This is a genomic window from Microbacterium sp. MYb54, from assembly GCF_002979515.1.
Lineage (GTDB): Bacteria > Actinomycetota > Actinomycetes > Actinomycetales > Microbacteriaceae > Microbacterium.
The window spans coordinates 1-22,965 of the sequence record NZ_PCPA01000005.1 but is presented as its reverse complement, the minus strand read 5'-3'; the positions used below and the strand labels follow the sequence as shown (position 1 = coordinate 22,965).

Here is a 22,965-nt window from a genome sequence, read left to right as displayed (position 1 = left end):
TGTGAGGGGTGATCCACGGAAGACTCTCGCAGGTGACGAGTCGAGATATGTACCTAACTCGGAAGAGTTCAGAGCTCGTTTACCCAGCATTCTTCTGGATGAACACTCCCGAAACGTGCTCGCGCCGCCTGGGCTGACGAAGTAATGTGCCTATGTGGCAGAAGCTGTGTACACCCAGATCGCCGATGACCTTCGCGAGCAGATCACTGCGGGCGCGCTGCGTCCTGGTGACGACGTGCCGACCGAGGCGGATCTCGCCGAGAAATGGCACACGTCTCGAGGTCCGATCCGCAACGCCCTGGCAGCCCTGCGCGGCGAGGGTCTGATCGAGACCAGCCGCGGGCGCCCGGCGCGAGTCGTCGCCCGCAAGGCCAATCAGGCCGTCGACGTGTCGGTGCCGTTCACTCGCTGGGCGCGGGAGCTGGGCGTCGCGCCGGGCGCGCAGACCCAGGAGTTGAGCCTGCGCCGCGCGGGCGAGATGGGGGCGGCGCTCGGGGTCGGAGCGGACGACACGATCGTGAGCGTGGTGCGTCTGCGGCTCCTCGACGGGCGTCCGACCATGCTCGAGCGCCTCAACTACACCGAGGTCGCCGGTCGCCGGCTGTTCGAGGTGAACCTCGACGACGTCTCGATCACGGAGTACCTGTCCTCCGTCGGACACCCGATCGTCACACTGCAGCACGTGATCGATGCCGTGGCCGCCGACGAACAGGATGCCGCGCTGCTGCGGGTCCCACGCGGCACGCCCATCCTGCGGCTCACCCGCACGTCGCGTGACGCGGAGGGGCGGATCTTCGAGGCCTCGGAGGACCGCTACCTGAGCGAGGTCGTGCGCTTCACGGTCGCAGCATCCGGAATCTCCACCGACGGACACTACATGCGAGCGGTCGGCGCGTAGCGGAGCACGCGAGAAGCGGCAGCTCGGAGGCCGGAAGATCGGCCGTTGACACAGAAAAGGCGATCGCGAGCGCGCAAAGTGTTTCAGAAGCCAGAAAGACCGCGCTCGCGATCGCAGCGCTGGGGACGCTTTATCTGGGGAGCCTCCAGGATATGACTGCTCACAAGCCGTTTCGAAGGGTCGAACGTCGAGACTCTTCTAGACTTTCGTCTAGGTTCTCGCGGATATCGAAAAGGTGTGCTCACACACTCTAGAGCATCAGACGACCGGAAGTCGGGCCGACACGACCCAGAATCCATCGACTTCGCCGGCACTGAACTCGCCGCTCGCGCCCATGACGCGCTCAGCCATCCGGCCGAGGCCGGTGCGACTGGAGGAGAGCTCACGGCGCGGTGTCGTCGGGAGGGGGCTCTGCAGCGTGAGGTGCGCGACCTCGTCGTCTACGGCGAGGTCGATCTTCACCTCGCCGGGACCTGCGTATTTGAGGATGTTCGTGGCGGACTCGCGCATGATGCGCGCGAGGACGATCTCGACCGCTCGAGGGATGCGCTCATCGGCGGGGTTGCCTTCGCGGGCCACGGAATGACCTGCGGCCTCGAACTCGCCCTGCGCCTCGTCGATCGCTGCAACGAGGTCGCCCGTCTGCACGCTGGACGACTGCGGTCCATCATCGGCCAGTTCGATCACGAAGCGGAGATCGGTCATCGCCTTGCGAGCGGCGACGCGGATCGCTTCCTGCGAGTCGTTGCTGGTCGCAGGGTCTTCGAGCATCTGCACGTGCAGCGCCACCACCGTGAGGTGGTGCGCGATGCTGTCGTGCAACTCACCGGCGATCCATCGTCGCTCGGCGAGTACGGCCTGACGTTCTTGTTCTGCTCTCTCCTCGAGCTCGCGCTCGAGACGACTCCCCCGGGCGAAGGCGAGCCGCAGGGCGAACCCGACAGCTCCCGCCAGGGTGGCGAAGATGAGATAGATGCCGACATTGACCAGAACGGTGGAGTCACCGTAGGCGATGATCGTCGCCGATACCAAGAAGCCGCCGATGTACGACAGCACAAGTGAGGTCCAACCGAGTCTCATGACCAAAGCTGCGGCGACCGCGGCTGTGATCAGCACCTGGGTTTCCGTGCCGGTGAGGAACGACAACCCGAAGACGAGACCCATCGCGCATGTCGCGATGAGGGGGGACCAGAGATAGAGAGCGAGGACTGCGGTGGACGCAATGCTCACTACGGAGGTAACGGGACTCGTACCTGGAGTGGTGAAGAGCCCGAGGACGTCTAGGGCGATGATGACGGAGACGATGGCCAGAACCGCGATGCGCTCGATAGCGCTGAGCCGCTCACCTCGACTCAGCCGAAGAAAGTCCCGGGACTGCCGGGCCGACTGGTCGAAGGCCATGGTTCATTATCTCCTATTCGCCAGGTACTCTAGCGGTAGAGACCGATAAGCTTGCCAACCTGCTGCCAGAAAGACATAACGTTCACCTCCATTTTGTAGTCGTTCGTCGATGTCTGTATTCATCTTCTCGGCGATCTTCTCAGGGCACATCTGTCTCAGGTCCAGAGGTTTTTGGCCAAAGGTCTACATGCCGACGATGAGGGGCTCGCGCCGTTAGGCTTCCCCCTATGCAGGAAATCCGTGTCGTGATCGTCGACGACGATCCACTCGTCCGTTCGGCGTTGTCGCACTTCGTCTCCCGCGACCCGGAGATCAAGGTGATCGCGCAGGCAGAGGACGGCCTCGAAGCGATCGCCACCGTCGAACGCGAACAGCCCGACGTCGTGATGATGGACGTGCAGATGCCCGAGATGGACGGCATCGAGGCGACCGGCGTGATCGCCGAACGCTGGCCGCATGTCCGCGTTCTCGCCGTGACCACCCTCGACGGCAGCGAGACCGTGCTTCCGATGCTGAGCGCCGGCGCATCCGGCTACCTGCTCAAGGACTCCAGTGCAGAAGACATCGTCGCAGGCGTCCGCGAGGTGCACAGCGGTGCGAGCTCGCTGTCTCCCCGGATCGCATCGATGCTGATCAAGCACGTCCGCGCCTCCACCCCCGTCGCCGCGGATGCCGCTGCGCTCGAGCCGCTCACCGACCGTGAGGTCGAGGTGCTCCAGTGTCTTGCACAGGGCATGTCGAACGCGGAGATCGCCAAGACACTCATCGTCTCCGAGGGCACGGTGAAAGCCCACCTCGGACGCATGATGTCCAAGTGGCACCTGCGCGACCGCGTACAGATCCTCGTGACCGCCGCGCACGCCGGGCTCGTCAACTTCCGCTGATCAGACCGCGAGCAGCACGATCCCCGCGACGACCACGAGCGACGCCGCGATCCGCCACCCCGGCCGCGATTCCCGCAGCACGAACACCCCGAAGAGACTCACCAGTACGACACTCACCTCGCGCAGCGGGGCGACCAGCGCCACCGGCGCGATCTGGATCGCCGTCAGCACCAGGATGTACGACAGCGGCGACAGAATGCCGAAGACGAGGGTACGGCGCCATTGCGTGCGTCCGAGCGCCCAGACCGCGCCCCAGCGCCTGCGCACGGCAATCGAGTAGAAGGGCACCTGCAGCAGTGTGGTGCCGACCATGAAGGCGACCGGCGAGAGGTTCCAGGTGCGCACCACGTGTGCGTCCCAGATCGTGTAGACCGCGATCGCCACTCCGGTGAGCAGACCGAAGACGATGCCGGGGTCGATCCGCCGAGCACCGCCGCCGCTCACCCGGTCGACGAGTCCGATCGCGACGACTCCGACGATCACGGCCGCGACGCCGACGAGCGCGATGGCCGACGGACGCTCGCCCAGCAGCAGCACGGCCACGATCACCGATAGGAACGGGCCGGTGCCCCGCGCGGTGGCATAGACCGTGGAGAGATTCCCCTCGCGGTACCCCCGCTGCAGCACCGCCATGTACCCGACGTGCAGCACTGAGGAGACGGCGACACCGAGGACGAACGATCCGAGATCGTCGGCACCGAGACCACCCGTGAACGGCACGGCGCCGACCCACACGACCGTGCTGGCGACGGCGCCCCACCACAGGAACGGGGCTCCGGCCTTGCTGATGCCGTGGGCGATGATGTTCCACGCGGCGTGGGCGATGGCTGCGCCGAAGACCAGGACGAACGCGAGGGGAGACACGACGAGACCCTTCCGTCCGGCGCGCGGCGCGACGAACAGGGTCCTCCGGGCTTTTGTCCTGTCAGATGACGGCTCTCCTGCGGAGGAGGGCCGTGGCGCCGCTCGGACCAGACGGGTGTGAACCCCGGAACCCTAGGCGCTATCGAAACAACCGTAGCGCGCCAGGATGAACACCCGGGAAACGAGCAAGCGCCCCGCTCGAACATCGAGCGGGGCGCTTGGTCAGACGGGCCGGCGTCAGACCTCGACTTCGCGACGTCGCACGCGGGCGATCAGGAACACCAGGGCTCCGATCGCGAGCAGCGCGAGCGCCCAGCCGATCCCGGTGATCACGCCACCGGTCGCCGCGAGTCCGCTCAGGTCGACCGTGGCCGTGGCGGCCGCAGTGACCGTCACGGTCGCACCGACGCCGCTGACGGTTGCGACATTGACGACCTTGGTCGATGCGACATCCGCTGCGGTGAGGACGTAGGTCGTCGGTCCGCAGTTCGCCGTCGCTCCCGGCGCGAGGTCGGGGATCGTGCACGCGATGGCACCACCCAGCTTCGGGTCGTCGATCTTCACATCGGTCAGCGTCACCGCGCCGGTGTTGGTCACCGTGAACCGGAACGCGATCGTGTCACCCGCATTCATCTTGCCGTCGCGATCGACGTCGACGTAGTCGCCGCCGGTCTTGACGAGGGCGATCGCGGGCTGCGCCACGAGCGGGGTCACCACGGTGTCGGTGTCGACCGGGGGGATCTCCGAGGTGCCGGTACCGGTAGCGGTCGCCGTGTTCTCGATCTCACCCGCATCGATCTCCGCCTGCGTGAGGACCGCAGGAGATCCCGCCGCGCAGACGGTCGATTCCCCCGGGGCGAGCTCGGTCGCATCGCACGTGACGGCCGCGCCGAGACGCGGATCGCTGACCGAGACGCCCGTGAGGGTCGTTGTACCCTCGTTCGTCACCGTGAACGTGTAGGCGATCGTGTCTCCGGCATCCGTGCGTCCGTTGCCGTTCGCATCGACGACGGCCGCGGCGGACTTCAGCAGCGAGATGTCGTCGGTGCCGGCGACCCGGAGATCAGCCTCTGCCTCATCTTCGGCGCTGCCGTTGCGCGACTGCCCCTCGACGGTGGCCACGTTGTGCACGGTCCCCTCGTCGACGTTCTGCTGCGTGAGCGCGTAGTCGACCGGGCCACAGTCGACATCGTCGCCCGGGTTCAGTTCGAGGCCGACGAGTGCCGGGCAGCCGATGGCTCCGCCGAGCAGCGGGTCATCGAGCACGATGTCGCGGAGGACCGTCGTGCCGGTGTTGCGGATCGTGAACGTGTAGCCGGCCGTGTCACCGGCACCGACCCTGCCGTCGGCTCCGAGATCGATCGCTCCGGCCGTCTTGGTCAGTTCGATCGCGCTGGTTCCCGTGATCACGACGTCTGCCGATGCGTCATCGGTCACCGGCCCGAGCGGACTCGTGCCGTTCGTCGTGGCGGTGTTGCGGACGATCTCGGCCTCCACATCGGCCTGCGTCAGCGTGTAGGTGAACGGACCGCAGTCTGCAGAGCCCCCGACCGCGAGAGCCCCGATCGTGCAGAGCGTGCCGGCACCGAGGAGGGGATCGGAGACCGTGACACCGGCGAGCGTCGTGGTGCCGAGGTTGCGGACCGTGAAGGTGTACTCCACCGTGTCCCCGGCGCCGATGAAGCCGTCGCCGTTGGCGTCGAGCACGCGCCCGACGTTCTTGACCAGGTTGATCGCGGCGGTACCGGTGATGTCGACATCGGCCTGCGCGGTGTCGGACACCGTGCCGATCGGCGCGTTCGCCGTGACGGAGGCCTCGTTGTGCACGAGGCCGCCGTCGATGTCCCCCTGCGTGAGGGTGTAGGTGATCGGGGCGCAGGAGACCGTCTGGCCGGGCGCGAGCGAGACACCGCCCAGCTCAGCGCAGACCACGGTGCCGCCGAGCATCGCGTCGGTGATCACGGCGTTCTGCAGTGTCGTGGTCCCGTTGTTGGTCACGGTGAACGTGTAGTCCACGGTGTCGCCGGCGCCGACGGCCGAGTCGCCGTCCACATCGACGACCGTCGCGGGCGTCTTGGCGAGGTTGATGCTGTTGGTCGCTGCGATCGTGACGTTCGCCTCGGCGTCGTCGCTTGCGGGTCCCTGTGTCGACTGTGCCACCACCGAAGCGGTGTTGTGCACTGTTCCGGCATCCACATCCGCCTGGGTGAGGAAGTACGGAAGGGGCGCGCACTCGACCTCTGCACCGGGCACGAGCGGAGCGGAGAACTCGGCGCAGGCCACCGCGCCGCCCAGGAGCGGGTCGGTGATGATCGCGCTGGTCAGCGTGACATCTCCGGTGTTGCGGATCGTGAAGGTGTAATCGACCTTGTCGCCCGCGCCGACACGTCCGTCTTCATTGCTGTCGATCGGGGTGCCGACGCTCTTCACGAGCTCGACCTGCGGGGTGCCTGACACCGGGACGGTCACGTTAGACGTGTTGTCGCTCGGGTCGGGATCGGGAGTGGTCGAGGTCACCGTCGCCGTGTTCGACAGCGTCGTACCCGCGATCGACGGATCGACCGTTCCACTCACGGTCGCCGTGAAGGTCGCGCCGACGGCCAGCGTCGGCTGGGTGCACTCGAGCTGCGAACCCGTGATCGTGCAACCAGGGGTGGTGCTCGTCGGGCTCAGCAGTCCTGCGGGAAGGGAGTCGGAGACCGCGACGGCTGCGGCGATGCTCGGCCCGCTGTTGGTCACGACGAGCGTGTAGGTCACGAGGCCGTTGAGCGGCGCCGGGTTCGCCGAGATCGTCTTCACGATCGCGAGGTCTGCCGACGGGGTCACGACGACGGTCGCCGTGTCGGTGTTGTTGGACAGGTCGGGATCCGGCGTCCGCGAGCTCGCCGTCGCGGTGTTCGTGAGCGAGCCCTCCAGGTGGACGGATGCCGTCACCGTGATCATCGCGGATTCACCGGGCAGGAGGGTGCCGACGGTCCAGCGTGCGTCCTCCGCAGACCAGGTGCCGATGGACGGGGTGGCGCCGGTGAGCATGAAGCCCACGGGCAGGAGATCTTCGACCACGACGCCGGCAGCGGCCGAGGGCCCGCCGTTGGCCACGGTCACCTCGAACGTGGCCACACCCCCGAGCGGCACGGTCGGGGTCGACGTGGTCTTCACGACACTCACATCGGCGTTCGGAGCGAGGGTCACGTTGACCGTCGAGGTGTTGTTGCCGGTGTTCGGATCGGGCGTCGACGAGGTGGTCGTCGCCGTGTTCGAGACGACGCCGGTGGCCGTCGTGCTCCACGTGCCCGTCACCTGGACGACGACGGAGCCGCCCGGAGCGATGTCACCGAGTTCGCATCCGACCGTTCCACCGACGATCGAGCAACCGGGGTCGTTGACGGTGGCATCGAGGAAGCCGGCGGGGAGGGTGTCGGTGAGCGAGGCGCCGCGAGCGACGGACGGACCGCCGTTCGCGACCGTGAGCGTGTAGGTGAACGCGCTGCCGGGTTCACCGGTCGCGGGTGCCGTCTTCAGGATGCTCAGGTCGGCGCTCTGGACGACCTCGACGTCGACGGAGCTCGAGTTGTTCGTGGTGTCGCGGTCGGCGGCGGGAGCAGCCACCGACGCGGTGTTCGTCACGGTGCCGACGGGGGCGTCAGCGGCCACGACCGCATGCACGACGACGTTCGCCGGACCGCCGACCGGGAACGAGGCCCAGTTGCACATGATCGAGGTTCCGGTGGAGGTGCAGTTGACTCCGGGCGGGCCATCGACACCGGTCACGCTGAATCCGGCGGGCATGGTGTCGACGAGCGCGACGTTGACGGCATCCGACGAACCGAGGTTGCGCACTGCGAGGGTGAAGTCGATCGTGTCACCCGCGGAGACCTGGGCCGCCGATGCGGTCTTGACGACGGCCATGTCGGCGATCACGTCGGGCTGGAAGCTGACCGACGACACGTTGTTCGCGGGGTTCGTGTCGGTGGTGCTCGTGGTCACCGTCGCCGTGTTCTGGAGAACGGCGGTGGCACCGGGGTTGATCTCCACCACGACGAAGGTCTCGACGGAGCTCGCCCCTGGAGCGAGCGTGCCCACCTGACAGGTGAGCATCGACGCCTGGGCCGTACACGTCCCCTGTCCCGGGTCGGCGCTGATGAAGGTCGTGTCCGGGTCCAGCGGGTCGGTGACCACGACGTTGCGCGCTTCGGACGGCCCGGCGTTGAAGACCGAGAGCGTGTAGGTCACCTGCTCACCGGCGACCGGGGTCGACGGGGAGAAGGTCTTGATGATCGAGACGTCGGTCACGGCCGACATCGTGCTCATGACGCTCGCGGTGTTGTTCGCGAGGTTCGGATCGGTGCGTGTGCCGGAGACCGTCGCCGTGTTCGACAGCGCGGCACCGGGGTTGCCCGAGGGCGACAGCGTGCCGGTCACCTGGATCTGCACGCTCTGCCCGACCGCCATGTCGGGAACGGCACAGGTCACCGTTCCCGTGACCGTGCAGGTTGCGCCGGGCGAGGTGGCGGTGACGTTCGTGATGCCTGCGGGCACGGGGTCGGTGACCGCCACGCCGGTCGCCGTCTGCGGGCCGATGTTGGTGACGCCGATGGTGAAGTTGACCGGCTGTCCTGCGACGATCGGGTCGGTGTCGAGCGACTTCGTGATCGCGAGGTCGGCGGCAGCGTTCACCGGCGTCTGCGTCTCCTGGCTGATCGAGGTGCGGTCCTGGCCGACGACGTTGTCTCGGAACGCGACTCGCGCCTCGTTGATGATCGTGCCCGCTGCGGCCGAGAGATTGACCTTCGCATCGAACGTGTAGCTGGTGCTCGCTCCTACCCCGATGGATCCGCCGGCCGTCGCTGTGCCGCCGTCACCGAGGCGCACCTGCACCGTGCGGTTGCCCGAAGTGTAGGAGCCGCGGTCGTCGCCGGTGGCATCGGTGAGGTTGCCCGTGCCCGCGCCGCTGATGATCTTGAGGGAGCCGGGGACGAAGTCGATCCCGCTCGCGAGAATGTCGGACGACACCGACTGCAGGGCGGGGTTTCCGCCGCCGTTGTTGGTCGTGACGGTGTAGCGCAGCGTGTCGCCGACCTCTGCGGTCGTGCCGGCACGGTTGAGGTTGGTCACCGACTTGGTGGTGATGAGGCAGGGGCCGGTACCGAACGTGATGTCGTCGAGGAAGTTGCCGACGGAGGCGTTGCCGCCAGCCGAGCTGACCGCCTCGAACCCGAATCGCGTCACTGTCTGACCCGCCGGGACGACGTAGGTGCCCGTGTGGGTGCCCCAGGCCGCCGTGCCGTCGGAGAGGTTGGGGCCGCTCTGGACGAGAGCCCCGGTGGGGGTGCCGATCATGACGCGCATCACGTCGGTGCCGCTGCGCCCCCGGTGCTTGAGCGACCAGGAGAGCGTCTGTCCCGGTGTGGTCGCCACGTCCTGGTAGAGCCTGCTGGCACTGTTGGCGTTGAGCTCGGCGAACTGTCGGCCTGCGCCCGCGGTGACGCCGTTGAACCCGCTGCTCCACAGCTCGATCTGGCCCAGGCTGTCGGTAGTCCACCATCCGGGGACCAGGTCAGCCGACGGCAACGACACCGACGCATTCGGGATCACCGGCGACTCGAAGCTGCCGTTGACGAGCGCGACCGTTCCCTGACAGCTCGTCGGATTCTGCGCTGCCGATGCCGATGTCGGTGCGACCGCTTCGGTCACCACCGTGAGGCCTGCTGCCAGCAACAGTGCGGATGTGGCCCCGGCGATTGCACGACGGATGGACAGACGTGTGTTCGCACGCATGTGAAAGACTCCCCGGTTACTGGAAGGCTCCCCGCCTCCCCCGTTGGCAGGGTAACCCGGTTCTGGGTTAATCAGGTAGCCCCAGCCGGAGCCCGAACCCGAACCGTGACCGCGACTACGCTCGAAGGACCGCTGTTCCTGAGGAAGGTCTCGACATGCCCGTCACCCCCACAGCCCTCGCCCACGCCGAGGATCTCGCCGACTTCGTCGCCGCTTCGCCGTCGAGCTACCACGCGGCCGCCGAGGTCGCTCGACGCCTCGAGGAGACCGGGTTCACCCGCCTGCAGGAAGAGGACGGCTGGCCCGCTCCGAACGGCGGTCGGTACGTCGTCGTCCGCGACGGCGCGGCGATCGCCTGGGTCGTGCCGACGGACGCCGCAGCGATCACCCCGGTGCAGATCTTCGGTGCGCACACCGACTCCCCCGGCTTCAAGCTCAAGCCGCAGCCGACCACGGGTTCGCGCGGCTGGCTGCAGGCAGCGGTCGAGGTGTACGGCGGACCGTTGCTGAACTCGTGGCTCGACCGCGAGCTGCGTCTCGCCGGGCGACTCGCGCTGGCCGACGGCCGTGTCGTGCTGGCTGACACCGGCCCCCTGCTGCGGCTTCCGCAGCTGGCCATCCACCTCGAGCGCGGCGTGAACAACGGCCTGGCCCTCGACAAGCAGACCGAGACGCAGCCGGTGTGGGGGCTGGGGGACCCGACCGAGGCCGACATCCTCAGCGAACTCGCGTCCTCCGCCGGCGTCTCGGCGTCGGACATCCGCGGCTACGATGTGGTCGTCGCCGACTCCGCACGCGGAGCGGTGTTCGGCAAGGACAACGCGTTCTTCGCCTCGGGCCGCCTCGACGACCTCGCATCCGTGCATGCCGGAGTCGTGGCCCTCGCGGGGCACGAGCCGAAGGCCGGAGGCCCGATCGCCGTGCTCGCCGTCTTCGACCACGAAGAACTGGGCTCGGAGTCGCGCTCCGGCGCGGCAGGCCCCTTCCTCGAAGACGTGCTCGAGCGGGTGTATGCCGGGCTCGGCGCCGACGGGTCTGCGCGTCGCCAGGCCTACGCCTCGTCGTGGTGCCTGTCGAGCGACGTCGGCCACTCCGTGCACCCCAACTACGCAGCCAAGCATGACCCCGTGGTGCAACCGGTGCTCGGCTCGGGTCCGATCCTCAAGATCAACGCCAACCAGCGGTACGCGACGGATGCCATCGGCACGGCATCGTGGCGGAACTGGTGCGAGCGCGCCGGGGTAGCGACGCAGGAGTTCGTCTCGAACAACAGCGTGCCGTGCGGCTCGACGATCGGGCCGATCACCGCGACCCGCCTGGGCATCCGCACGGTCGACGTCGGCATCCCGATCCTGTCGATGCACTCGGCGCGCGAGCTCGCCGGGGTCTCCGACCTGCACGACCTGACCCGCACGACGCAGTCGTTCTTCGCCGGCTGACCGGTTCGGCCGTCATCCGCCCTGCGAAGTCCGCCCGGCGGCGGCGCGGCAGTGCCAGGATGTCAGCATGACGGACATCAAGCCGGGCCTCATCGAGCGCGCGGGCATCGAGATCATCCCCGAGTCGGAGCGCACCGCGAAGCCTCGAGACCTCTTCTGGCCGTGGTTCGCCGCCAACGTGTCGGTCTTCGGAATGTCGTACGGGTCGTTCGTGCTCGGCTTCGGCATCTCGTTCTGGCAGGCGACTGTGGTGTCGGTCATCGGCATCGTGGTGTCGTTCCTGCTGTGCGGGCTCATTGCGATCGCCGGCAAGCGCGGCTCGGCGCCGACCATGGTGCTCTCCCGAGCGGCCTTCGGCGTGCAGGGTCAGAAGGTGCCGGGCATCGTCTCGTGGCTGACCTCGATCGGCTGGGAGACCTTCCTCGCGATCCTGGCCGTGCTCGCCACCGCGACCGTCATCACGCAGCTCGGAGGCGACGGCGACAGTGTGTGGCTCAAGGTCGTCGCGACCGCGATCGTCGCCGCACTGATCGTCACGGCATCCGTGCTCGGGTATCACACGATCATGAAGCTGCAGTCGGTGCTGACGTGGGTCACAGGCGCCGTGACCGTGCTCTACATCGTCCTCGCGGCACCGGAGATCGACTTCGCCGCCGTGCTGGCTCGCCCCGACGGCGGCATCGGCCAGGTGATCGGCGCGCTCGTGATGGTCATGACCGGGTTCGGCCTCGGCTGGATCAACATCGCCGCCGACTGGTCGCGGTACCAGAAGCGCACGGCATCCGACGGGGCGATCGTCGCCTGGAACACGATCGGCGGATCGGTGGCACCCGTGATCCTCGTGGTGTTCGGCCTGCTGCTCGGCGGCTCCGACGAAGACCTCATGAACGCGATCGCTGCTGACCCGATCGGTGCGCTCGCCTCGATCCTGCCCGTGTGGGTGCTCGTGCCGTTCCTGCTCACGGCCGTGCTCGCGCTCGTCTCCGGCGCGGTGCTGGGCATCTACTCCTCCGGGCTGACGCTGCTCAGCCTCGGCATCCGCATCCCCCGCCCGTCTGCCGCGGCCATCGACGGCGTGATCCTCACGATCGGCACGATCTTCGTGGTGTTCTTCGCGACCGACTTCCTGGGTCCGTTCCAGAGCTTCCTGATCACGCTCGGGGTGCCGCTCGCCTCCTGGGCCGGCATCCTGATCGCCGACATCCTGCGTCGGAAGAAGGACTACGACGAGGAAGCCCTGTTCGACCAGAACGGACGCTACGGCGCCTGGGACTGGACCTCGATCGGCACCATGGTCGTGACGAGCGTGATCGGCTGGGGCCTGGTCGTGAACAACTTCGCCGAGGATGCCGCGTGGAACAACTGGCAGGGCTACCTGCTGTTCCTGATCGGCGGACGCGACGGCGAGTGGGCGTACGCGAACCTCGGTGTCTTCTTCGCGCTGGTGCTCTCGTTCATCGTGACCTACTTCGCCAGGGCCGGGAAGATCCGGCGCCAGGAGGCTGTATGAGCGCTCAGGCGCCCACCGACAGCTGGCTCGTCGTCATCGACCCGCAGGTGATCTTCGCCTCCCCCGACTCCGCGTGGGGCTCGCCGTTCTTCGCCGAGGCGCTGCCGCGTATCCGCGCCCTGGCGGATGCCTTCGGCGACCGTGTGCTCGTGACGCGCTGGATGCCCACCGCCGACCGCACCACGTCCTGGGGCGCCTACTTCGCCGCCTGGCCCTTCGCTGATCAGCCGCCGACCGATCCGTTGTTCGCCCTCGTCCCCGAGGCGGCCGGCCTCTCACCGCACCCGAGCATCGACCTGCCAACCTTCGGCAAGTGGGGGGCCGACCTCGAAGCCGTCGTCGGGCGCGGAGCCCACGTCGTCCTCGCCGGCGTCTCGACCGACTGCTGCGTGATCTCGACGGCGCTGGCCGCAGCCGACGCCGGCGCTCATGTGACGATCGCCGCCGATGCGTGCGCGGGCTCGACGGCCGAGAACCACGCGGCCGCGATACAGGTGCTGGGCCTCTATCCTCCGCAGATCACCGTGAGCGACACCGCGGCGGTGCTCGCCGCGCGCTGACCGCTTCAGGCCGAAGCGGAGGCGCGCACGGCTGCGGCGATGTCTGCAGGCGAACCGTGCCAGGGCGCTCCATGCCCCGGCAGCACCCACGACGCCGAGATGGCGGCCAGCCGGTCGAGCGAGGCGAGCGCCTCCTTCGGCTCATCCGTGAACGGCGCGGGCTGAGCGCCGGTGCGACCGGTGAGCACATGTCGGGTGGTCAACGCATCGCCCACGAACACGGCATCCACCGCAGGCACGTGCACCGCGATGCTCCCCGGCGAGTGCCCCGGCATGCCGATGACGACCGGAGCGCCCGGCACGTCGAGCACGTCACCGTCGGCGACCTCGCTCACCACGGAGACATGCGGCGTGCGCAACGCATTCTTGCGGAGACCGTAGGCGAAGAACCCGAGGGTCGGTCCGATCTTGGCCGGCCCCATCGCGGTCTTGGGCTTCTCTCCGGTGCGCACCCGATGACTGTCGGCGGCGTGGATGAACACCGGAACGCCCGTCTCTTTACGCAGGCGTTCGGCGAAACCGATGTGGTCGCCGTCGCCATGGGTCAGGACGAGGCCGCGGATGTCGGACAACGGTCGGCCGATCGCCTCGAGTTCCCGCGTCAGGTCATGCCAGTGTCCGGGAAGACCGGCGTCGATCAGGGTGATGCCTTCGGGCAGATCGATCAGGTACGAGGCGACGATGTCGTTGCCGAGGCGGTGCAGGTGCGGTGCGAGTTTCATGGCGGATCCTCTCGGAATGATTGCGATGGCTACGTTACGTAGCTATCATGGCTATTGTCAATAGCCATCCAGGAGGACCGATGCCGACACCGGAACGCACATCCACTGAGGAGATCGTCGCGGCGGGGCGCGAGATCCTCGAGGTCGCCGGCCCCTCAGGCCTCACGATGCAGGCCGTGGCGGAGCGCGTGGGCGTGCGGGCCCCCTCGCTGTACAAGAGGCTGCGCGATCGGGACGCCCTGCACGCCGCCGTCGCGGCCGCCTCCATCGATGCGCTCACGGCCAGGCTCGAATCAGCCGGCGACGACATCGCCGCACTCGCGCACGCCTATCGCCGCTTCGCGCAAGAACACCCGGAGGGCTTCCGGATCATGTTCTCGATCGCGGCTCCGCACGACGCGCTCGAGCGTTCGGCCGCACCACTCATCCGCGCCGCTACCGCCCTGGTCGGCGACGACGACGCGCTCGACGCCGCCCGCCTCTTCACCGCCTGGGCGACTGGTTTCCTGCAGATGGAGCTCTCCGGCGCCTTCCGTCTCGGAGGCGACGTCGACCGCGCCTTCGAGTACGGCGTGAGCCGACTCACCGCGGGGATGACCGGCTGAGCCCCGTGGCGGTGGCTCGGGCCGCCTTCGAATCGCGCAACTGGTCGCATTCCACCGTGATTTGCGGCAAGTTGCGCGATTCGAACGACGAGATGAGCACCGGAATACTGGCACACTGAGCGGTGGAGGGGTCCATGAGCATCGACGCACACGCCGAAGAAACCGCACGCCCGAAGCACGTCCGACGCCCCTGGCATCGGACGAAGATCTCGGTGGGAGTGGTCGTCGCAGTGGTGGCCGTAGTGGCGATCGTCGGATCCCTCACCCCGTGGCCATCGGCCATGATCATCCGCGCTGTCTTCACGAAGGGCGGCGAGGAGACCGCTGCCGAGATGGACAAGTACGTCTCCGACACGAAGCTCACCGAGAAGCTCGACGTCGCATACGGCGATGACGGTGCGGACACCACGATGGATCTGTTCCGTCCGGCATCCGCCACGGGCCCGCTGCCCACTGTCGTCTGGATCCACGGCGGTGCCTGGATCTCCGGGGCGAAAGAGAACGTCGACCCGTACCTGCGCATCCTCGCCGGCGAGGGTTACACGACCATCGGCGTGAACTACACGATCGGCCCTGAGGGCGTGTACCCGCTCGCTGTGCACCAGCTCAACGAAGCACTCGCCTACATCGACGCGCATGCCGAAGAGCTGGGCGTCGACCCCTCGCAGATCGTGCTCGCGGGAGATTCCGCCGGCGCGCAGCTGGCCAGCCAGATGGCGACCCTGATCACGAGCACCGACTACGCCGAGATCATGGACATCACACCGTCGATCTCATCCCACCAGCTCGTCGCGACCGTGCTGAATTGCGGCGTGTACGACCTCGCAGCGCTCGCACGACTACAGGGCATCGCCGGATGGGGATTGAAGACCTCGATGTGGGCGTACGCGGGCACGAAGACGTGGGCCGAGGATTCGACCGGATCGACCATGTCGACCGTCGACTGGGTCACCGCCGACTTCCCGACGACCTATATCTCGGGGGGCAACGGCGATGGCCTCACGTGGCTGCAGTCGATCCCGATGGCGCAGCGGCTCGATGAGCTCGGAGTCGATGTGACGACCCAGTTCTGGCCCGCCCCGCATGAGCCGCAGCTCCCGCACGAGTACCAGTTCCACCTCGACCTGCCCGACGCGCAGACCGCCCTGCAGAAGACCATCGACTTCCTCGACGCGCACACCACGCGCTGAGTCGGCGCGGCGCTCCGACGCCCGCCTTCTACTTCATCGTGTCTTACTTCATCGTGTCGAGGATGCCGACGAGGTCTTCGAACGTGGTGAGCGGGTTCAGGATCGCGAAGCGCGTGTTCGGACGCCCGGCGTGCGAGCTCGGCACCACGAACGCCCGCTGCGAGTCGAGCAGTGCCGCCGACCACCGGTCGTAGTCGGCGCGCTCCCACCCTTCCCGCTCGAACACCACGATCGAAAGCTGCGGGTCGCGCACCAGACGCAGCTCCGGCCGTCGGGCGATTTCGTCGGCGATCCGTCGCGTCAGTGCGAGTCCGGCGCTCACGGCCTCACGGTAGGCGTTCACCCCGTAGGTCGCGACCGAGAACCACATCGGCAGACCGCGCGGTCGCCGGGTGAGCTGGATCGAGTAGTCCGAGGGGCTGTACTCGTCGACGTCGGTCAGGATGTCGAGGTACTCGGCGTGCTGCGTGTGCGCCCGGCGCCCGCTGTCGGGGTCGCGGTAGATCAGGGCACAGCAGTCGAACGGCGCGAAGAGCCACTTGTGCGGGTCGACGATGACCGAGTCTGCACGCTCGACGCCCTCGAAGATGTGCCGCGCCTCGGGGGCCAGCATCGCGGTGAGGCCGTAGGCGCCATCGATGTGTAGCCAGAAGTCGAACTCGTCCTTGAGCGCGGCGATGCCCTTGATGTCGTCGACGATGCCGAAATTCGTCGAACCCCCGGTCGCGACCACCGCACAGATCTCGTCACCGTGCTCGAGGAGGGCCTCGCGCACGCCCTCTGCCCGCAGCACGCCGTCGTCGCCGGCCGGGACCAGCAGCACATCGACGTCCATGATCTTCGCGGCCGACTTGTTGGAGGAATGCGCCTCGACGCTGCACAGGATCTTCCACCGGGTCGGCAGATCTCTGCCGGCCGCGACCAGACGAGCCTTGGCGGCCTCGCGCGCGGCGACCAGTGCCGACAGGTTTCCGATCGTGCCGCCCTGCACGAACACCCCGCCCGCAGTGTCGGGCAGCCCGAACTCGCTCGCGAGCCAGGACAGCACCTCGTTCTCGGCGTGCACGGCACCTGCGCCTTCGAGCCAGCTGCCGCCGTAGAGCCCGGAGGCCGACACCACCAGGTCGAACGCGATCGCGGCCATGGTCGGCGCCGTCGGGATGAACGACAGATACAGCGGGTGGCTCGTGGTCAGGCACGCCGGCGCGAGGACGTGCTCGAACACGCTCAGGGCGCGCGCGGCGCCGAGCCCCGAGTCGGTGATCGTCGGTCCGACGAGACGGTTGAGCTCGGCCTCGGACTGCGGCTTGTCGAGCGGCACATCGGCTGCGAGCATGCGGCGGCGCGAGTAGTCGAGCACTGCATCGACGATCGCGGTCGATTCGGGCGAGGCCGCGTGCATGCGCACAGCATCCATGGGCGTTCCTTTACTTGTCATCAGATCTGGAGTCATCGGATCGGGAGTCTGTGGATCGGGAATCTGTGGATCGGGAATCTGTGGATCGGGAATCTGTGGATCGGGAATCGGTGGCGAGAGCATCGGATGTCGCGCTGTCGAGCACCGCGGACAGCGCCCGTCTGGCGAGGTCGGCACGGTCGCGAGGTGCCCACTTCACCAGCGAGTGCGCATTCATGCCGTCGACCATCGCGAGCAGCAGCCACGCGGCGGTGTCGGCACGGCCGGCGGCGATCGCCCCTGTGACGGCGGCACGGGCGAAGATCTCCTCGAGCGCGCTCTGCCACCCGTCCATCTCCTGCCGCACACGCGCCGCGAGCGCATCGTTGCGGGCACCGAGCGCCCAGGCCTGCACCCAGATGAGCGTGACATCGTCGCGGTCGGCGTCGAGCAGAGTCTCGATCAGGCGCAGCAGATCGGCCCGCAGATCGTCGGCGTCGTCGAAGGCCGTGTCGTCGAAGGCGGCGATCACCTCGTCCCGCTCCGCCGCCACAATCAGCCCGAAGACGTCGGCGACGAAGGTGTCCATCCCCGGCCGGTAGTGCGCCACCAGTGCGGGGGTGACCCCGACGCGGGCAGCGACCGCCCGCACGGTGAGGCTCTCCAGTCCGCTCTCGCGGGCAAGACCGAGCGCACCGTCGAGGATCGAGTGATCGCGCTCCTCCGGCGACATCCGCCGAGCGGCGGTACCTGTTGACGTGGTCTTCATCAGGGGCTACCGTAACACCTGTTGATCGCATGTTCAATAGACGAACGGCAACAGCGAGGAGAACACGATGAGCTGGCGCATGCCCACCGAGACCGCACCTCACGAGCGCACCTGGATGGCGTTCCCGGCCGAGGGCGAGACCCTCGGCGCGAGCGACGCCGAGCGCGAGGAGGGCTACGCCACCTGGACCGCCGTCGCCCATGCGGTCGCCGAGTTCGAGCCCGTGTCGATGCTGGTCGATCCGACCGAGATCGCCAGGGCTCGGCGCATGCTCAGCGGCAGCATCGAGATCGTGGAGGCACCCGTCGACGAGTTCTGGATGCGCGACTCCGGGCCGACGTTCGTCGTCGACGACGAGCGGCCGGGAGTCCTCGGCGCTGTCGACTGGATCTTCAACGGCTGGGGCGCCCCGGAATGGGCCGAATGGCGCAAGGCCGCGCAGCACGCACGCATCGTCGCCGGTGCCGTCGGAGCCGAGCTCGTGAGCTCCACGCTCGTGAACGAGGGCGGCGGCATCCACGTCGACGGCGAGGGCACGGTGCTCCTCACCGAGACCGTGCAGCTCGATCCACGACGCAACCCCTACGCCGACAAGCAGCGGATCGAGGCCGAGATGGCCCGCACGATCGGTGCGACCAAGGCTGTCTGGCTCCCCCGCGGGCTCACCCGCGACTACGACGACTTCGGCACGAACGGCCACGTCGACATCGTCGCCACCATCGTCTCGCCGGGGCGACTGCTCCTGCATGACCAGCAGAACCCCGATCACCCCGACCACGCCGTCACCCGTGAGCTGCGCGCCCTGCTCTCGGAGCAGACGGATGCCGCCGGCCGCCGCTTCGAGGTGATCGGGTTGCCAGCTCCTTCGACGCTGAGTGACGACGAGGGTCCTGTCGACTGGAGCTACGTGAACCACCTGGTGACGAACGACGGCGTGGTGGCGTGCGGCTTCGGCGACGAGAAGGCCGATGCCGCGGCGCGCGAGATCCTCGCCGATGCCTATCCCGGACGCCGGGTCGTCACCGTCGATGCTCGCCCCCTGTTCGACCGCGGCGGCGGCATCCACTGCATCACCCAGCAGCAGCCCGCGCTCGACGGAAGTCGCTGATGTTCGACGTGGTCGAGGCGTCCATCGCCGACCTGCGACGCGCCCTCGAGACAGGCGAGACGACCGCGGTCGAGCTGGTCGATGCGTACCTCGCCCGGATCGCCGCCTTCGACGCGCCCGACACCGAGACCGCTCTGAACGCCGTCGTGGTCACCAGCCCGGAGGCACGGCGGGAGGCCACGGAATCCGACGCGCGGCGCGCCCGCGGGGAGGCCCTGGGGCCGCTCGACGGCATCCCGTACACCGCGAAAGACAGCTACCTGGTGCGCGGGCTCACCGCCGCCGCGGGGAGTCCTGCGTTCGCGCAGCTCGTGGCCCAGCACGACGCGTTCACGATCGAGCGGCTGCGCGCGGGCGGCGCCATCTGCCTCGGGCTGACGAACATGCCCCCGATGGCCAACGGCGGCATGCAGCGCGGCGTCTACGGCCGAGCCGAGAGCCCGTACAACGCGGCCTTCCTCACCGCGCCCTTCGCCTCCGGCTCGTCGAACGGATCCGGCACGGCGACGGCAGCGAGCTTCGCGGCCTTCGGTCTGGGCGAGGAGACCTGGTCGTCGGGTCGGGGCCCGGCGACCAACAACGCCCTGTGCGCCTACACGCCGTCGCGCGGAGTGATCTCGACCCGCGGCAATTGGCCACTCGTACCGACGATGGACGTCGTGGTGCCGCACACCCGCACCATGGCCGACCTGCTCGAGGTGCTCGACGTGATCGTCGCCGACGACGCCGAGACCCGCGGCGACTTCTGGCGCGCGCAGCCGTGGGTGGAGCTGCCCACCGCATCCGCCGTCCGCCCGAAGTCGTATACCGCCCTCGCCGCGGGCACTGCGCGCGCGCTCGTCGGCGCGCGCGTCGGCATCCCCCGCATGTATATCAACGCGGATCCGGATGCCGGCAGCGCCGAGAGCCCTGGCATCGGCGGCCCCACCGGCCGGCGCATCGAGACGCGCGCCAGCATCATCGAGCGCTGGGAGGCGGCACGCCGCGACCTCACCGCCGCCGGAGCGACAGTGATCGAGGTCGACTTCCCCGTGGTGTCTAACTACGAGGGCGATCGGCCGGGCGCCCACACCATCGCGACCCGCGGCCTCGTCTCGCCCGGGTACCTGCACCGCGAGATCGTCGACCTCTCAGCGTGGGCGTGGGAAGACTTCCTCGGGGCGAACGGCGACCCGGCCCTGCACTCCCTCGTCGATGTCGACGGGTCCACGATCTTCCCCCACCCCGATGGCGCACTCCCCGACCGCTACACGGGCTTCGACGACGACATCGCCGAGTATCCCGACTGGGTGCGCGTCAATCCCGACGCCTCGTTCACCGACATGCCCGAGCTCGAAGACGGCCTGCGCGGCCTGGAGGAGACCCGTCGCCGCGACCTCGAAGTGTGGATGGACGTACTGCGGCTCGATGCCGTGGTCTTTCCCGCGGTCGCAGATGTCGGCCCGGCCGACATGGATGTGAACCCGGAGTCCGCCGACCTCGGTTGGCGCAACGGCGTGTGGATCGCGAACGGCAACCTCGCCGTGCGCCACCTCGGCATCCCGACCGTCACGGTGCCGATGGGCCTGATGAGCGACATCGAGATGCCGATCGGCCTGACGTTCGTCGGGCGGGCCTACGACGACACGAAGTTGCTCGGTTTCGCGGCAGCCTTCGAGGCTGTCGGCAGCCCGGGAACCCGTCGCACTCCTCCGCCGCGCACTCCCGCGCTCTGAAACTCAAAGCAGAATTCCGGGTCCGCGCCCTAGGTTGATCGCATGGACAACGGCGCGATCTTCTATGTGCTGCTCTTCGGGCCGATGCTGCCGCTGGTCGTGATCATCGGGGCCGTGGTGCTGTTCGGCGTGGGATTCGCGCTCCATGGACTGACCGGTGCGGTGATCCGCACGATCGACGAGACGAGTCGACCGCACCGCGAACGTGCGTACGTCAGAAAGCACCAGCGCGACATAACACTCCTGTGACGATCGCCACGAAAGTGATATGTTCGGCACATGCACACCGAGAACGAACGCGCCCTCGAATCCGGCATCGTCACCGACCTCTCGGGCCGGATGACGTACGGCTCGTACCTGGCGCTGGACCAGCTGCTCACGGCGCAGCATCCGGTGAGCGAACCCCAGCACCACGACGAGATGCTGTTCATCATCCAGCACCAGACCACCGAGCTGTGGCTCAAGCAGCTGCTGCACGAGCTGTCCTCCGCCCGTGAGCTTCTCGCCCGCGACGATCTGCGCGAGGCCCTGAAGCGCATCGCCAGGGTCAAGCGCATCCAGGACGTGATGACGCAGCAATGGTCGGTGCTCGCCACCCTCACCCCCACCGAGTACGCGCAGTTCCGCGGCGCTCTGGGCAACTCGTCCGGGTTCCAGTCCGTGCAGTACCGGGCGGTGGAGTTCGCGCTCGGCAACAAGAACGAGAAGATGCTGAGCGTCTTCGCCGACCACCCCGCCAACCTCGCTCTCCTCACCGCCGAGTGGGAGAAGCCGACGCTGTACGACGAGTTCCTGCGCTTCGCCGCTCGACGCGGGCTGCCGATCCCGACCGAGATCCTCGAACGCGACGTGCGCGAGCCGTACCGGGAAACCCCGGAGCTGGTGCCCGCGATCCGCGAGATCTATCAGGACCCGAGCCGGTACTGGGACCTGTACGAGGCGTGCGAAGACCTGGTCGACCTCGAGGACAACTTCCAGTTCTGGCGCTTCCGGCACCTCAAGACCGTCGCCCGCACGATCGGCATGAAGGTCGGTACCGGCGGCTCCAGCGGCGTCGGCTTCCTGCAGCGCGCGCTGGATCTGACCTTCTTCCCCGAGCTCTACACCGTGCGCACCGAGATCGGCCGCTGATGCACGCCGCGACGTTCTTCGACGGGTTCGGGTGGCGCGAGGGCGTCGTCGAGCTCGTCGACGGGCGTGTGCGGCTGCGCGAAGAGGTCCCGCCCGCCGGACTTCCCCGCATCGAAGGCGTCATCATCGGTGGGTTCACCGACCACCACGTGCACCTGCAGCTGGTGGATCACGCCCTGCTGGCGGGCTCCCGTCTCGGTCGCGTGGTCGACCTCGGCGGAAAGCCCGAGGAACTGCGCCGGCTCGCCGTGCACAACTCAGGAGGAACACCCTCCGACCGGTCCGCCACGGGCGAATCCGGCCCGGCCGACGCTCATGCTCCTGAGATACGAACCCGGCAGGCGGTGGAGATCGACTTCGCCGGCGCGTTCCTGACCGCTCCGGGCGGCTACCCCTCCGACCGCTCGTGGTCCCCGGCAGGCTCGGTGCGTGAGATCGCCGACGTGGATGCCGCGGTCGAAGCCGTCACGGAGATGGCGGATGCCGGCGCCTCCTGTATCAAGGTCACCAGCAACAGCATCGCGGGACCCGTCTTCGCCGACGACCTCTTCCGCCGGATCGTCGGACTCGCCGCCGACCGCGGCCTCCTCGTCGTCGCGCACGCCGAGGGTGCGGGCGAAGCGCAGCGCGTGGTCAGTCTCGGGGCGGCACGTCTCGCCCATGCCCCGTTCACGGAGCGCCTCGACGACGACGAGATCGCGCGCCAGGCGGCTGACGCCTCATGGATCTCGACCCTGGCGATCCACGACGACCCGGAACGTGCGATCGCGGTCGACAACGTGCGCCGCTTCCACGCCGCCGGCGGCACCGTGCTCTACGGCACCGACCTGGGCAACGGGCCGATGCCGGTCGACCTGAACCCGCTCGAGGTCGCCGCCCTCCGCGAAGCCGGACTCGACGATGCCGCTCTCCTGCGAGCGCTCGCCCCCGTGGACCCGCTCGGCCCCACCGCGCCTCTCCTGCTCCTCCCCGGCGGAACCCCCTCGACGGCCGAC

18 protein-coding genes are annotated in these 22,965 nt (G+C 68.2%); 12 read left to right on the top strand and 6 right to left on the bottom strand.

Annotated elements, in window-relative coordinates; genetic code table 11:
• The first annotated feature begins 154 nt into the window (after positions 1-154).
• Positions 155-898, top strand: coding sequence for a GntR family transcriptional regulator (locus CQ040_RS07065; protein WP_258131243.1), 744 nt, complete (start codon positions 155-157; stop codon positions 896-898).
• A gap of 258 nt (positions 899-1,156) precedes the next feature.
• Here CQ040_RS07065 and CQ040_RS07060 read toward each other — a convergent pair whose 3' ends face one another.
• Positions 1,157-2,128 (bottom strand): sensor histidine kinase, encoded by a 972-nt coding sequence (locus tag CQ040_RS07060; RefSeq protein ID WP_258131244.1) that lies wholly within the window; start codon positions 2,126-2,128, stop codon positions 1,157-1,159.
• A 398-nt stretch (positions 2,129-2,526) separates the two neighbouring features.
• Between CQ040_RS07060 and CQ040_RS07055 the strand changes: the two genes are divergently transcribed.
• Entirely contained in the window at positions 2,527-3,183 is a 657-nt protein-coding gene (locus CQ040_RS07055; RefSeq protein ID WP_258131245.1) for a response regulator transcription factor, read from the top strand.
• Here the strand turns inward: CQ040_RS07055 and CQ040_RS07050 are convergent, their stop codons facing one another.
• The gene (locus tag CQ040_RS07050) at positions 3,184-4,047 is read right to left on the bottom strand and encodes an EamA family transporter (protein ID WP_105526318.1); all 864 of its coding nucleotides are present in this window, start codon (positions 4,045-4,047) and stop codon (positions 3,184-3,186) included. It abuts the gene before it with no gap.
• A 237-nt stretch (positions 4,048-4,284) separates the two neighbouring features.
• Complete coding sequence (locus CQ040_RS07045) at positions 4,285-9,825, bottom strand: DUF11 domain-containing protein (protein ID WP_105526319.1); 5,541 nt, start codon at positions 9,823-9,825, stop codon at positions 4,285-4,287.
• 155 nt (positions 9,826-9,980) lie between these two features.
• Here CQ040_RS07045 and CQ040_RS07040 point away from each other — a divergent pair, with 155 nt between their 5' ends.
• From CQ040_RS07040 to CQ040_RS07030, 3 genes are all read left to right on the top strand, one after another.
• On the top strand, positions 9,981-11,264 hold the full coding sequence (locus CQ040_RS07040; protein ID WP_105526320.1) for a M18 family aminopeptidase: 1,284 nt from the start codon (positions 9,981-9,983) through the stop codon (positions 11,262-11,264).
• 67 nt (positions 11,265-11,331) lie between these two features.
• Positions 11,332-12,774, top strand: a complete 1,443-nt coding sequence (locus CQ040_RS07035; protein WP_105526321.1) for a cytosine permease — start codon at positions 11,332-11,334, stop codon at positions 12,772-12,774.
• A complete protein-coding gene (locus CQ040_RS07030; protein ID WP_105526322.1) occupies positions 12,771-13,334 on the top strand; it encodes a cysteine hydrolase family protein in 564 nt (187 codons plus the stop codon). The genes CQ040_RS07035 and CQ040_RS07030 overlap by 4 nt, the downstream gene beginning before the upstream one ends.
• A gap of 5 nt (positions 13,335-13,339) precedes the next feature.
• Here the strand turns inward: CQ040_RS07030 and CQ040_RS07025 are convergent, their stop codons facing one another.
• Positions 13,340-14,056, bottom strand: coding sequence for an MBL fold metallo-hydrolase (locus tag CQ040_RS07025; RefSeq protein WP_105526323.1), 717 nt, complete (start codon positions 14,054-14,056; stop codon positions 13,340-13,342).
• Positions 14,057-14,136: 80 nt separating this feature from the next.
• Here CQ040_RS07025 and CQ040_RS07020 point away from each other — a divergent pair, with 80 nt between their 5' ends.
• Together CQ040_RS07020 and CQ040_RS07015 are read left to right on the top strand one after the other, a co-directional pair.
• Positions 14,137-14,661 (top strand): TetR/AcrR family transcriptional regulator, encoded by a 525-nt coding sequence (locus CQ040_RS07020; RefSeq protein ID WP_105526324.1) that lies wholly within the window; start codon positions 14,137-14,139, stop codon positions 14,659-14,661.
• A 134-nt stretch (positions 14,662-14,795) separates the two neighbouring features.
• Positions 14,796-15,851: an alpha/beta hydrolase gene (locus tag CQ040_RS07015; RefSeq protein WP_105526325.1), complete on the top strand. Its 1,056-nt coding sequence runs from the start codon at positions 14,796-14,798 to the stop codon at positions 15,849-15,851.
• Positions 15,852-15,894: 43 nt separating this feature from the next.
• On the opposite strand, the gene CQ040_RS07010 is transcribed toward CQ040_RS07015, so the two are convergent.
• Positions 15,895-17,268 (bottom strand): pyridoxal-dependent decarboxylase, encoded by a 1,374-nt coding sequence (locus tag CQ040_RS07010; RefSeq protein ID WP_105526326.1) that lies wholly within the window; start codon positions 17,266-17,268, stop codon positions 15,895-15,897.
• Positions 17,269-17,278: 10 nt separating this feature from the next.
• Positions 17,279-18,016, bottom strand: coding sequence for a TetR/AcrR family transcriptional regulator (locus CQ040_RS07005; protein ID WP_105526327.1), 738 nt, complete (start codon positions 18,014-18,016; stop codon positions 17,279-17,281).
• A 67-nt stretch (positions 18,017-18,083) separates the two neighbouring features.
• Here CQ040_RS07005 and CQ040_RS07000 point away from each other — a divergent pair, with 67 nt between their 5' ends.
• The 5 genes from CQ040_RS07000 to CQ040_RS06980 form a co-directional block, all read left to right on the top strand.
• Complete coding sequence (locus CQ040_RS07000) at positions 18,084-19,124, top strand: agmatine/peptidylarginine deiminase (protein ID WP_105526328.1); 1,041 nt, start codon at positions 18,084-18,086, stop codon at positions 19,122-19,124.
• Entirely contained in the window at positions 19,124-20,839 is a 1,716-nt protein-coding gene (locus CQ040_RS06995; RefSeq protein ID WP_105526329.1) for an amidase, read from the top strand. Before CQ040_RS07000 ends, CQ040_RS06995 begins: the two co-directional genes overlap by 1 nt.
• Before the next feature lie 42 nt (positions 20,840-20,881).
• Complete coding sequence (locus CQ040_RS06990) at positions 20,882-21,088, top strand: hypothetical protein (protein ID WP_105526330.1); 207 nt, start codon at positions 20,882-20,884, stop codon at positions 21,086-21,088.
• A gap of 30 nt (positions 21,089-21,118) precedes the next feature.
• A complete protein-coding gene (locus CQ040_RS06985) occupies positions 21,119-21,970 on the top strand; it encodes a tryptophan 2,3-dioxygenase (protein WP_105526331.1) in 852 nt (283 codons plus the stop codon).
• Positions 21,970-22,965, top strand: a 996-nt coding sequence (locus CQ040_RS06980; RefSeq protein ID WP_105720489.1) for a hypothetical protein, incomplete at its 3' end; no start/stop codon positions are given. The genes CQ040_RS06985 and CQ040_RS06980, both read left to right, overlap by 1 nt.